The sequence below is a fragment of the Roseateles noduli genome, assembly GCF_050626985.1.
Lineage (GTDB): Bacteria > Pseudomonadota > Gammaproteobacteria > Burkholderiales > Burkholderiaceae_C > Roseateles > Roseateles noduli_A.
The window spans coordinates 3,435,073-3,447,215 of the sequence record NZ_CP192463.1; the positions used below are offsets into that span (position 1 = coordinate 3,435,073).

14 protein-coding genes are annotated in these 12,143 nt (G+C 69.1%); 12 read left to right on the forward strand and 2 right to left on the reverse strand.

Annotated elements, in window-relative coordinates; translation table 11 throughout:
* Nucleotides 1–36 precede the first annotated feature (36 nt).
* On the forward strand, nucleotides 37–888 hold the full coding sequence (locus ACQ4L4_RS14975; RefSeq protein ID WP_431099739.1) for a hypothetical protein: 852 nt from the start codon (nucleotides 37–39) through the stop codon (nucleotides 886–888).
* Nucleotides 889–917: 29 nt separating this feature from the next.
* Here ACQ4L4_RS14975 and ACQ4L4_RS14980 read toward each other — a convergent pair whose 3' ends face one another.
* Nucleotides 918–1,343, reverse strand: coding sequence for an Lrp/AsnC family transcriptional regulator (locus ACQ4L4_RS14980; RefSeq protein ID WP_377161224.1), 426 nt, complete (start codon nucleotides 1,341–1,343; stop codon nucleotides 918–920).
* A 181-nt stretch (nucleotides 1,344–1,524) separates the two neighbouring features.
* Between ACQ4L4_RS14980 and ACQ4L4_RS14985 the strand changes: the two genes are divergently transcribed.
* The 11 genes from ACQ4L4_RS14985 (at nucleotide 1,525) to ACQ4L4_RS15035 (ending at nucleotide 11,842) form a co-directional block, all read left to right on the forward strand.
* The gene (locus tag ACQ4L4_RS14985; RefSeq protein ID WP_431099740.1) at nucleotides 1,525–2,697 is read left to right on the forward strand and encodes an ornithine cyclodeaminase; all 1,173 of its coding nucleotides are present in this window, start codon (nucleotides 1,525–1,527) and stop codon (nucleotides 2,695–2,697) included.
* On the forward strand, nucleotides 2,637–3,557 hold the full coding sequence (ybiB, locus tag ACQ4L4_RS14990; protein ID WP_431099741.1) for a DNA-binding protein YbiB: 921 nt from the start codon (nucleotides 2,637–2,639) through the stop codon (nucleotides 3,555–3,557). Before ACQ4L4_RS14985 ends, ybiB begins: the two co-directional genes overlap by 61 nt.
* 255 nt (nucleotides 3,558–3,812) lie before the next feature.
* A complete protein-coding gene (locus tag ACQ4L4_RS14995) occupies nucleotides 3,813–5,501 on the forward strand; it encodes a nitrite/sulfite reductase (RefSeq protein WP_431099742.1) in 1,689 nt (562 codons plus the stop codon).
* 26 nt (nucleotides 5,502–5,527) lie between these two features.
* Nucleotides 5,528–6,028 (forward strand): DUF934 domain-containing protein, encoded by a 501-nt coding sequence (locus ACQ4L4_RS15000; protein WP_431099743.1) that lies wholly within the window; start codon nucleotides 5,528–5,530, stop codon nucleotides 6,026–6,028.
* Between the two features lie 2 nt (nucleotides 6,029–6,030).
* Entirely contained in the window at nucleotides 6,031–6,930 is a 900-nt protein-coding gene (locus ACQ4L4_RS15005; RefSeq protein WP_431099744.1) for a phosphoadenylyl-sulfate reductase, read from the forward strand.
* The gene (gene cysD, locus ACQ4L4_RS15010; protein WP_431099745.1) at nucleotides 6,927–7,886 is read left to right on the forward strand and encodes a sulfate adenylyltransferase subunit CysD; all 960 of its coding nucleotides are present in this window, start codon (nucleotides 6,927–6,929) and stop codon (nucleotides 7,884–7,886) included. Before ACQ4L4_RS15005 ends, cysD begins: the two co-directional genes overlap by 4 nt.
* Before the next feature lie 84 nt (nucleotides 7,887–7,970).
* A complete protein-coding gene (locus tag ACQ4L4_RS15015; RefSeq protein ID WP_431099746.1) occupies nucleotides 7,971–9,263 on the forward strand; it encodes a sulfate adenylyltransferase subunit 1 in 1,293 nt (430 codons plus the stop codon).
* A 37-nt stretch (nucleotides 9,264–9,300) separates the two neighbouring features.
* Entirely contained in the window at nucleotides 9,301–10,095 is a 795-nt protein-coding gene (gene cobA, locus ACQ4L4_RS15020; RefSeq protein ID WP_431099747.1) for a uroporphyrinogen-III C-methyltransferase, read from the forward strand.
* 96 nt (nucleotides 10,096–10,191) lie between these two features.
* A complete protein-coding gene (gene fdxA, locus ACQ4L4_RS15025) occupies nucleotides 10,192–10,515 on the forward strand; it encodes a ferredoxin FdxA (RefSeq protein WP_297529664.1) in 324 nt (107 codons plus the stop codon).
* 54 nt (nucleotides 10,516–10,569) lie between these two features.
* Nucleotides 10,570–11,673 (forward strand): NAD(P)/FAD-dependent oxidoreductase, encoded by a 1,104-nt coding sequence (locus tag ACQ4L4_RS15030; RefSeq protein ID WP_431099748.1) that lies wholly within the window; start codon nucleotides 10,570–10,572, stop codon nucleotides 11,671–11,673.
* Nucleotides 11,674–11,692: 19 nt separating this feature from the next.
* Nucleotides 11,693–11,842 (forward strand): hypothetical protein, encoded by a 150-nt coding sequence (locus tag ACQ4L4_RS15035; RefSeq protein ID WP_431099749.1) that lies wholly within the window; start codon nucleotides 11,693–11,695, stop codon nucleotides 11,840–11,842.
* A gap of 74 nt (nucleotides 11,843–11,916) precedes the next feature.
* On the opposite strand, the gene ACQ4L4_RS15040 is transcribed toward ACQ4L4_RS15035, so the two are convergent.
* The gene (locus ACQ4L4_RS15040; protein ID WP_431099750.1) at nucleotides 11,917–12,141 is read right to left on the reverse strand and encodes a hypothetical protein; all 225 of its coding nucleotides are present in this window, start codon (nucleotides 12,139–12,141) and stop codon (nucleotides 11,917–11,919) included.
* Nucleotides 12,142–12,143: the final 2 nt, after the last annotated feature.

The following is a 12,143-nucleotide window of genomic DNA, read 5'->3' on the forward strand; positions in this document are numbered from 1 at the left end:
TGATCGCGGCTTCGCCACACGCCGAACCCGCCCTTCGTGCACGAGCCCCTCGCCCACCGCCGCAGCCTCGGCCTCCTTCGTCGCCTGTGCGCCGCGGCGTTGCTGCTGCTCGTCACGGCGGCGGTGCGCGCCCAGATCCCCATCGCCATCGACAAGCCGCCCGATGCCGCCACGGCGATGAAGCTGGTCTACGGGGGCAACACCTGGCGCCACGAACGCGCGGCCGCCTTCTTCGGCGGGCGGTCGCCGACGCTGCGCGCCGAGGTCCGCGAGGTGTTCCGCGCGCGTTACGTCGAATCGAACGTCGACAAGCTGATGCTGGTCTACCAGCTGACGCCCGGCCCGCGCGACCAGTTCCGCTGCGCGGCCTGCGTGCCGGCGCTCGGCGCCGCCGTGCTGGCCGCCGACGAGGCCGGCCGCTGGAAGCTCCACGCCAAGGGCCTGCTGTTGATGCCGGGCGCGCCCGGCTCCGGCGACGAGGACCTGCAACTGCTGCAGATCGCCGACGAGCGCTGGATCCTGCGCAGCCGCCGCTACGACGTCGACCGCGGCCGCGAAAGCCGCACCGAACGGCTGGTGCTCGAGCGCGACGGCGAGATGCAGCTCGGCGCGGAACTCGGTTTCGACAACAAGCCCGGGCCGCTCGCCTGCGGCGCGAATGCGGCGCCGCAGACGTCGGGCGTCAGCGTGCTGAGCCCCGGACGCGGCCCGCGTGTCGAGATCGTGCTGCGCTTCAACGAGGGCGCCTGCAACGCGCTCCGCGCGGTGGTGCAGCGCACGCGCATGGAGCTGCGCGACGGCCGCTTCCAGCTCGAACCGGATGCGCCCGAGCCGGACGACGACGATGCGCCGACGTCCGCCAGAAGCGTGGAGCCGCAGAGGCGCTGACGCGCCGATGCGCCGATGCGCTGACGCGCTCAGGCCAGCTTGTACGTCTGCAGGTGGATGCTGGTCTCGGTCGCGCCGATGCCCTTGATCAGACGCACGCGTTCCAGGATCTCGGCCAGCTCGTTGAGGCTGTCCGCGCGCAGCTCGGCCAGCAGGTCCCAGCGTCCGTTGGTATCGAACAGTCCCGCCACGCCGGGCTCGCCCAGCAGGATGCCGACGACCTCGCGCGTGCGGTTGCCCTCCACGGCGATGCTCATCCACGCCGTGATGTGCGGCTGGACCACGTCGGCCCGCAGCTTCACCGTGTAGCCGACGATCTGCCCGCTGTCCTCCAGCCGCGTCAGCCGGTTGGTCACGGTCCCGCGCGACACCTTCAGCTTGTGCGCCAGTGTCGCGATGCTGGCGCGGGCGTCCTGGCGCAGCAGCGCGATCAGTTGATGGTCGAGTGTGTCCATGTTGGTGCGCCGGCGGCCGCCTTGCGCGCGGACCGCCCTGGGTTAACCCGAATTTCACGGCATTTCGTCAGAGTTCGCTGACGAAATGCGCAAGGCACTTCGATTATTGATCAGTTCTCCGGCTTCCTGCTGACACGCCGATCCGAAGAATGGAGGCATTCCCACAGCCATGAGACTGCCGATGACGACCCGCCTCCTCCTCACGCCCGACGTCGCCCGCGTCGTCCGGCACGACGGCATCGCCCGGAGCTTCCAGACCCTCGCCCGCTACATCGCCGACGACTACGTCCGATGGAGCCAGTTCGACAAGAGCGCCCGTGTCGCCAACCATTCGGACGACGGCGTGATCGAGCTGATGCCGATCTCGGATGCCTCGCTCTACAGCTTCAAGTACGTCAACGGCCACCCCAAAAACCACCTCGTGGGCCTGCCCACCGTGATGGCTTTCGGCGTGCTCGCCGACGTCGCGACCGGCACGCCGCGGCTGCTGTCGGAGCTGACACTCAGCACGGCGCTGCGCACCGCGGCCACCTCCGCGCTGGTCGCGCAACACCTGGCACGCCCCGGCTCGCGCAAGATGGCCTTGATCGGCAACGGCGCGCAGAGCGAGTTCCAGGCGCTGGCCTTCCACCACCTGCTGGGCATCGATGAGATCCGCCTCTTCGATGTCGACCCGGCCGCGACCGACAAGCTCGTCCGTCACCTGTCGCGCATCGACGGTCTGACGCTGATCCGCTGCCGCGACACTGCGGAGGCCGTGCGCGGCGCCGACATCGTCACGACGGTGACGGCCGACAAGCGCAACGCGACCATCGTGACGCCCGACATGATCGAGCCCGGCATGCACGTGAACGGCGTGGGCGGCGATTGCCCCGGCAAGACCGAGCTGCATCGCGACGTCCTGGCACGGGCCAACGTGTTCGTCGAGTACGAGCCCCAGTCCCGCATCGAAGGCGACGTGCAACAGATGCCGGCCGACTTCGCGGTCACCGAGTTCTGGCGCGTGCTGCGCGGCGAGGCGGCCGGCCGGCGCAGCGACGACGAGGTCACCGTCTTCGATTCGGTCGGCTTCGCGCTCGAGGACTTCGCGACGCTGCGCTGGTTGGGCGACCGCGCCGAGGCCCTCGGCCTGGGTCGCGAGCTCACGCTGGTGCCCGAGATGGACGACCCGAAGGACCTGTTCGGCGAACTGGACCTCACGCCCGTCGCCGAAGCCGAAGCCGAGACCGCGACAGGCGTCCCGGCGGGCCTCCGGGCGGCCCTCTTAAACTGCGTCCCTCACCGGAAGGACGCATGGACTACGCCCCCCTCCTCAAGGAAATCGGCCGAGGCGCTCGCGGCGCCCGCGACCTGACGCGCGAGCAGGCGCGCGCGCTGTTCGCCGCGCTGCTGGACGGCACCGTGCCGGACCTGGAGCGCGGCGCCATCCTGATCGCGATGCGCATCAAGGGGGAAAGTCTCGACGAACTGCTCGGTTTCGTCGAGGCCATGCAGGCCGGCGCGGCCCGCGTGGACGCGCCGGACGGCCCCCGTACCGTCGTGCTGCCGACCTTCAACGGCGCACGCAAGCAGGCGAACCTGATGCCGCTGGTGGCGATGCTGCTGGCACGCGACGGCATTCCGGTGCTGATCCACGGCCGGCACGACTTCGACAGCCGCATCAGTCCGTTCGAACTCTTCGAGGCCCTGCAACTTCCCGTCGCCAGGGACGTGGCCGAAGCCGGCCAGCGCCTGGCCTCGGACCGCCTGGCGATCCTGCCGACCGACGTCCTTCATCCCGGTCTGGACGCGATGATGGCCTTGCGCCCCCGCATGGGCTTGCGCAACAGCAGCCACAGCGTCGCCAAGCTGCTGGATCCGCTGCCGGGTCGCAGCGTGCGCGTCGTCGCGGTGACCCATCCGGAATACGTGGACAGCATGGGCCAGGCGCTGCCGCGGCTGAGCGCCGACGACGGCCGCGCGTTGCTCATGCGCGCCAGCGAGGGCGAGGCCTACCTGCACCTGCGGCGCAAGGCCCACCTGCAAGGCTTCGCGAACGGGCAAGGTCTGGATCTCAACCCGGCAAGCAACGAGGATCTGGACTGGCCGCTCTCGACCGCCTGCGAGCCTGCCGCCAACGCTGCCTTCATCCGCGCGATCCTGGCCGGCACCGAGCCGCTGCCACCGCGGATCGCCGATCAGATCGCGGCCCTGAGCCGGCTAGCGCGGGACTGAGCGCGGCCTGCGGCCGCCAAACCCACCCTCGCCCCCTCCCACTCCCGCCCCTTCCGGGAGGGGATCAAGCCGCGTCCGGGCCCTTTGCAGGATTCTTCATATGCTTATCTGGCCATAAGCAATCTACGAATTTGTAGTTCTCATATATATAAAGCGTTCATAGAGTGCAGACTCCCGGCCAGCCCTGGGCCAGCCGCGGTGTCAGTCGACGCGGCGGGGACCCCTGTGAAACCCGGCCGGGCCCTAGCTGACGCCATGTACGCCTATACCGATTTCGACCGCCAGTTCGTCCACGCCCGCGCGGCCCAGTTCCGCGACCAGCTCGAACGCCATCTGGCGGGTCAGCTTCCCGACGACGACTTCCGCGCGCTGCGCCTGCAGAACGGCTGGTACATCCAGCGCCATGCGCCGATGCTGCGCATCGCCGTGCCGTACGGGGTGCTGGACAGCCGCCAGCTGCGCCAGCTCGCGCGCATCGCCCGTGAGCATGACCGCGGCTACGGCCACTTCACCACGCGCCAGAACCTGCAATTCAACTGGATCCCGCTGCCGCAGTCGGCCGATGTGATGGACCTGTTGGCCGACGTCGACATGCACGGCATCCAGACCAGCGGCAACTGCATCCGCAACATCACCAGCGACGTGACCGCTGGCGTGGCCGCGGACGAGCTGATCGATCCGCGCCCCTATGCCGAGGTGCTGCGCCAGTGGTCGACGCTGCATCCGGAATTCGCCTTCCTCCCGCGCAAGTTCAAGATCGCGATCTCCGGCGCGAAGGAAGACCGCGCCGCGATCGCGTGGCACGACATCGGCCTGCAACTGCGCAAGAACGACGCCGGCGAGATCGGCTTCCAGGTCTTCGTCGGCGGCGGCATGGGCCGCACGCCGATCATCGGCCAGGAGATCAGTCCCTTCGTGCCGTGGCAGCACATCCTGCTGTACCTCGAGGCGATCGTGCGCACCTACAACCGCTTCGGCCGCCGCGACAACATGTACAAGGCGCGCATCAAGATCCTGGTGAAGGCCGAAGGCCAGGCCTACTTCGACGCCGTCAACGCCGAGTACCAGGCCATCCTGAGCGACGACACCGGCAGCCACGAACAGATCATCCCCGAGGCCGAGCTGGCGCGCGTCGCCGCCAGCTTCGTCGAGCCGCAAGGCGTGACCCCGGTGCCGGGCGTCGACATCTTCGACGGCGCCTCGCCGGCCTACCACCGCTGGCTGGAACGCAACGTCCACGCGCACCGCGTCAGCGGCTACCGGTCGGTGACGCTGTCGCTCAAGCGCGTCGGCCTGCCGCCGGGCGACATCACCGACGCGCAGATGGACGCGGCCGCCGCGCTGTCCGACGCGTACAGCCACGGCGAGCTGCGCGTCTCTCACGACCAGAACCTGCTGCTGCCCTGGGTGCGCGAGAGCGACCTGCCCGCGCTCTTCGAGGCCGCCAAGGAACACGGCTTCGCCACGCCCAACATCGGCCTGCTGACCGACATGATCGTCTGCCCCGGCGGCGACTTCTGCGCGCTGGCCAACGCGCGCTCGATCCCGGTCGCGGCGGAGATCACCGACCGCTTCCAGGACCTGGACGAGCTCTGGGACATCGGCGACATCGACCTGCACATCAGCGGCTGCATCAACAGCTGCGGTCACCACCACAGCGGGCACATCGGCGTGCTCGGCGTCGACAAGGACGGCAGCGAGTGGTACCAGATCACGCTGGGGGGCTCGGACGGCTCGACGCTGTCGGGCACCGCGGTGCCGGGCAAGGTGATCGGTCCGTCGTTCGCCGCCGATGAGGCGGCCGACGCGGTCGAAGCCGTGATCGCCACCTACCGCCGCGAGCGCGAGGCCGGCGAACGCTTCCTCCAGACGGTCCGCCGCATCGGCCTGGACGCCTTCAAGCAGGCGACCAACGAGATCCGCCGCACCACCGCCAAGCACTGACCCCGAACACGGACCGCCGCCGCATCATGAAGTTCGTCTCCAAGGCCCAAGACCCCTGGCACACCTGCGCGGGCGAGGACGGTCCGCAACCGCACCCCGCCGCCGCCGACCACAAGCTGCTGACGCTGGAGCAGTGGCACGCCGTGCGCGACACCTGGCCGGAAGGCCTGGCCACCGGCGTGATCCTGCCCAACGACATCGACGTGCTCGACCTGAAGGCCGACCTACCGCGCCTCGCGCTGGTCGTGCTGCAGTTCCCGAAGTGGGTCGACGGCCGCGCCTACAGCCAGGCGCATGTGCTGCGCTCGCGGCTGCGTTACGCCGGCGAGGTGCGCGCGATCGGGGAGGTCCTCGTCGACATGCTGCCGCTGCTGCAGCGCTGCGGCGTCGACGCGGTCCAGCTGCGCGGCGATCAGAACCAGGAAGCGGCCGAGCGCGCGCTGGGCTTCTTCCCCGGCCACTACCAGGCGGACGTCAACGAGACGCGCCCGCTGTTCGCCCGCCAGGGGCGCAAGGCCGAGGCCTGAGCATGAGCGGCGAGCTGTCTTCGCTGGACTTCGCGCCGATCGGCGGCGCCTCCGGTACCCCGTCGAACGGCGTGTCCGCGCTGCCCGGCGCCGCCGATGCGGGCGTCGGCTCGGCCATCGGCCTCTACGCCCGCAAGACCGCCGGCTTCGACGAACGCGTCGCGCGCACGGTCGAGGTGCTGAAGCAGGCCGCTGCGGACTTCGGCCCGGGCGCGCTGCAGTCGACCTCGCTGGGCGTCGAGGACATGGTCATCACCGACCTGATCGCGCGCCACGGCCTGCCCATCGCGCTGGCGACGCTGGACACCGGCAAGCTGCACGAGCAGACGCTGGCGCTGATCCCGCGCATCCATGAACGCTACGGCATCGCGGTGGAAGTCTTGGCGCCGGTGAACGAGCAGGTCGTCCACTTCGTCCGCGCCAACGGCGAGGAACCGATGTACCGCAGCGTCGAGCTGCGCAAGGCCTGCTGCGGCGTGCGCAAGCTGGAGCCGCTGTCGCGCATGCTGGCCGGCCGCAGCGCGTGGATCACCGGCCTGCGCCGCGAGCAGAGCGCCAACCGCGCCGAGGTTCCCTTCCGCGAAACCGAAACGACTGGCGACGGCCACGGCCGCACCAAGATCAATCCGCTGGCCGAGTGGACCTGGGCCGACGTCTGGTACTACGTGCAGCAGCAAGTCGTCCCCTACAACCCGCTGCATGACCAGTTCATGCCCAGCATCGGCTGCGCGCCCTGCACCCGCGCGATCGCCGTCGGCGAGGACTTCCGCGCCGGCCGCTGGTGGTGGGAGGACTCCTCCAAGGAATGCGGGCTGCACGCCACGCACGCCCAGCCCGACACCGCATCTGAACCCGAAGCGTCCCCCCCGACGTTGAACGCGACCTCCGGAGCCCCGGCATGAACGCCCCCGTGAACCTCGAACAACTGCTGCCGCTGGCGGACCACCGCCACCTGGACCACCTCGAAGAAGAGGCCATCTTCATCCTGCGCGAGGTCGCCGCGGCTTTCGAGCGCCCCGCCCTGCTGTTCTCGGGCGGCAAGGATTCATGCGTCGTGCTGCGACTGGCCGAGAAGGCCTTCAAGCGCCGCATCGCCGGCAACGAGTTCGCCGGCAAGCTGCCCTTCCCGCTGGTCCACGTGGACACCGGCCACAACTTCCCGGAAGTGATCGAGTTCCGCGACCGCCGCGTCGAAGAGATGGGCGAGCGCCTGGTCGTCGGCCACCTGGAAGACTCGATCAAGAAGGGCACGATCCGCCTGGCGCATCCGCTGGAATCGCGCAACGGCCACCAGACGGTGACGCTGCTGGAGACGATCGAGGAACACCGCTTCGACGTGCTGATCGGCGGCGCCCGCCGCGACGAAGAGAAGGCGCGCGCCAAGGAGCGCATCTTCAGCCACCGCGACAGCTTCGGCCAATGGCAGCCGAAGGAGCAGCGGCCCGAGCTGTGGAACCTCTTCAACACCCGCATCCGTCCGGGCGAGCACTTCCGCGCCTTCCCGATCAGCAACTGGACCGAGCTGGACGTGTGGCTCTACATCGCCCGCGAGAACATTCCGCTGCCGTCGCTGTACTTCGCGCACGACCGCCAGGTCATCCGTCGCAAGGGCCTGCTGGTGCCGCTGACCGACGTGACCCCGCCCGAAGCCGGCGAGACCGTCGAGACGGCGCAGGTGCGCTTCCGCACCGTCGGCGACATGACCTGCACCTGCCCGGTCGAGAGCCCCGCCGCCAATGCCGCCGACATCGTCGCCGAGACGCTGACCGTCACCGTGTCCGAACGTGGTGCCACGCGCATGGACGACCGCACCTCCGACGCCTCGATGGAACGTCGCAAGAAAGAGGGCTACTTCTGAAATGACGCAGCCCCCACGTTCACTTCGTTCACTGCCCCCCGAGGGGGCGCGGGCCTCCTTTGGGGCGGCCCGGCAGGAGTCCCGATGACCGTCCTTCACAAGATTCAGCAATCCGACGTCGACACGACGCACCGCGCGCTGCGCTTCCTGACCGCCGGCAGCGTCGACGACGGCAAGAGCACGCTGATCGGGCGCCTGCTCTTCGACAGCCGCGCGATCCTCGCCGACCAGCTCGACACGCTGGCCAAGCGCGCCGCCGGCCAGCCGATCGATCTGAGCCTGTTGACCGACGGCCTCGAAGCCGAGCGCGAACAGGGCATCACGATCGACGTGGCCTACCGCTACTTCGCGACCAAGCAGCGCAAGTTCATCATTGCCGACGCGCCGGGCCATGAGCAGTACACGCGCAACATGGTCACCGCCGCCGCGGGCAGCGATGCCGCGGTGGTGCTGGTCGATGTGACCAAGCTGGACCTGTCGGTCGACGACGTCCCGCTGCTGCCGCAGACGCGCCGCCACAGCCTGCTCGCGCACCTGCTGCGCGTGCCGGGCATCGTTTTCGCGATCAACAAGATCGACGCCGCCGCGAATCCGGGCGACGCGTTCCGCAAGGTCTCGGCCGCGCTGGAGAAATTCGCGTCGGCCGCCGGCATCCGCGTGACCGCGATCGTGCCGGTCTCCGCGCTGCGCGGTGACAACGTGACGCAGCCGCTCGAAGCGGACTGGTACGACGGCCCGTCGCTGCTGCAGGTGCTGGAGTCGCTGCCGACGGTGCAGGAAACGGTCGAGGCGCCGCTGGCGCTGCCGGTCCAGTACGTGGCCAAGGACGGCGACGGCACCGGCAACAACCCGCGCGTGCTGTGGGGCCGGATCGCGCAAGGCCAGGTGCAGGTCGGCGATGAAGTGCAGATCCTGCCGAGCGGCCAGACCGCCATCGTCGGCGAACTGCGCCGCGCCGGCGAGCCGGTGGCCGCCTCGGTCGCCGGCGAATCGGCCGGCCTGCTGCTGGACCGCCAGGTCGATGTCTCGCGCGGCGACTGGATCGTCGCCCCGGGAGCGGCCACGCCCCGGCGCACCTTCGAAGCCACCTTGGCCTGGCTCGACACCGAGCCCGCCGTCCTCGGCCGCAAGTACTGGGTGCGTCACGGCAACCGCTGGGTCCAGGCCCGCATCGCCGCCATCGACCACCGGCTCGACATCCAGACGCTGGCCGAGACCGAGGCGCATGAGCTGTCCGTCAATGAGATCGGCCACGTCACCATCGAGCTGCAGGCCGAACTGCCGCTGCAGCCGTACGCGGACAACCGCGTCGGCGGCGCGCTGATCGTCGTGGACCCCACCAGCAACCGCACCAGCGGCGCGCTGCTGGTCCGCTGACCTCGCCCACCCCGAACGACCGCCAGGAGCCACCGCCATGGGACGTGTCCTCTTCGTCAGCGCCGGCCCCGGCGCCGCCGACCTGATCACGCTGCGTGGCGCGCGGGCGCTCGCGCTGGCGGACGTCGTGCTCTTCGACGCGCTCACCGACCCGGCGCTGCGCGACCTCGCGCCGCGGGCGAAGTGGCTCGATGTCGGCAAGCGCGGCTTCTGCCATTCCACCAAGCAGACGGCGATCAATGCCGCGCTGGTCCGCGAGGCCAAGGCGCATGACACCGTCGTCCGCCTGAAGGGCGGCGATGCCAACGTCTTCGGTCGCCTCGAGGAAGAACTGCTGGCGCTGGCCGAAGCGGACATTCCGTACGAGATCGTCCCTGGTGTCACGGCCGCGATCGCGGCCGCGGCGCAGACCGGGCGTCCGCTCACGCGGCGCGGCGCGGGCCGCAGCGTCGCGCTGACCACGGCGATGACGCGCGAGGGGGACCTCCAGGCCGGCAAGTCCGCCGACACCGAGGTGTTCTACATGGCTGGCCAGCAGTTGGCCGCCCTCTCCCGCCGGCTGCTCGCCGCGGGCTGGGAGGCCGCGACGCCGGTGAGCGTCGTGTCGCGGGCGGGCTGCGCCGATGCGCTGTCCAGCGAGCACGAGGTGGCGTCGCTGGGCGCGGCGTCGATGCTGCACAAGGGGCGGCCGACGGTGGTGATCGTCGGGGCGGGCGCGGCCCCGCTGGCCGGGTTGCCGGTCGCCGATCTGGGCGATTACGCGACGCCGTCCTCACGCCAAGACCTTGAGCCGCGCGGGCCGGAATCCCTGGTCCAAACCCCGAACGTTTAAAATCTCCCGTTTTCCGTCAGCGCGACCTCGCCCATAGCCAGGGGATCGCTGATTTTCGAGGGCCCCTCCGCCGGCCCCGCCACTAGAAGAGCCGCCATGACCCACGTCGTCACCGAAGCCTGCATTCGCTGCAAATACACCGATTGCGTCGATGTCTGTCCCGTCGACTGCTTCCGCGAAGGTCCGAACTTCCTGACCATCGACCCCGATGAATGCATCGACTGCGCGGTCTGCATCCCGGAGTGCCCGGTGAACGCGATCGTGCCGGAGGAGGACGTGCCCGGCGACCAGCAGATCATGATCAAGCTGAACGCCGACCTGGCGAAGAAGTGGCCCAGCATCACCAAGCGCAAGGCCCCGCTCCCGGACGCCGAGGAGTGGAAGGACAAGACGGGCAAGATCGATCAGCTGGTCCGCTGACCGATCCCCTCATCCCGCGGCGTCGGACCCTGCCGGCGGCCGCCCCACACAAGAATGGAAACGCAAGTGACTGAAGCGACCTCCGCCCCGCACGCGGGCGTGATCGAGACCGATGCCGTCATCGTCGGCGCGGGCCCGGTAGGCCTGTTCCAGGTGTTCGAACTGGGCCTGCTCGAGATCAAGGCCCACATCATCGATTCGCTCGCCTATCCCGGCGGCCAATGCATCGAGCTGTACCCGGACAAGCCGATCTACGACATCCCGGCGCTGCCGGTGGTGACGGGCAAGGAGCTGACCGACAACCTGATGAAGCAGATCGAGCCGTTCGGCGCGACCTTCCATCTGGGCCAGGAGGTCACGACGGTCGAGAAGCAGGACGACGGGCGTTTCTTCGTCGCGACCAGCAAGGGCACGCAGTTCCTGACCAAGACCATCTTCATCGCGGGCGGCGTGGGCTCGTTCCAGCCCCGCACGCTGAAGATCGAGGGCATCGACAAGTTCGAGGGCTCGCAGGTCCATTACCGCGTGCGCAACCCGTCGCAATTCGCGGGCAAGAACCTGGTGATCATCGGCGGCGGCGACTCGGCGCTGGACTGGGCGCTGAACTTCTGCGCGGCCAATGACGACGGCAATCCGCACAAGGCGGAGAGCGTGATCCTGGTGCACCGTCGCGACGGCTTCCGTGCCGCGCCGGCCTCGGTCGCCAAGATGAAGGAGCTGTGCGACGCCTACGAGATGCAGTTCATCGTCGGTCAGGTCAGCGACCTGGACGAGGGCGAGGATTCGCTGAAGGGCCTGAAGGTCACGGGCGCGGACGGCGTGACGCGCATCGTGCCGGCGGACCAGGTGCTGGTGTTCTTCGGCCTGTCGCCCAAGCTGGGCCCGATCGCCGAATGGGGTCTGGCGCTGGAGAAGAAGCAGATCCAGGTCGACACCGAGAAGTTCCAGACCAGCGTGCCGGGCATCTTCGCGGTGGGTGACATCAACACCTACCCGGGCAAGAAGAAGCTGATCCTGTCGGGCTTCCACGAGGCCGCGCTGGCCGCGTTCGGCGCGATGCCGATCATCAACCCGGACAAGCGCGTCCACCTGCAGTACACGACCACCAGCCCGAAGCTGCACAAGGTGCTGGGCGTCGAGACACCGAATTTCGATTGACCTCTGATCAAGCGCTCCGATGGGGCGCTCCGGAACACAAGCCCGCCTGGCGAAAGCTGGCGGGCTTTTTCTTTTCGCCTGGATCCGTGGGGTCCTTGCGGAGCTGACGGCACACAAGCACAAGCTCGGCAAGAAGGTGGATCCGAAGCTGCTGGCCGCGGCGATGTGAGCCTCACCCTTCTCCAGCGTGACGTCGATCCGCAATGGCCCGCCCAGCGGATGCGAACGGGCTATTTCTCTCGATCAGTCCCTCCGCAGCGGAGGCGCCGACACCTCCGTTTTGTCCTCCACCAACTCCCGCGCCAACCCCGCCAGCAACGACGCCGCATCGTTGAAATCGAACGCCCGCCCCGTGGCCAAGTTCTCGATCCGGCCGCTCACCAGGCCCTGAGCCGGATCGGCCTGCCGATCCAGCTTGAGGACGTAATGCCGGCGGGCCGGATGCAGCGGGTCCTGGGTCAGGGTCATGG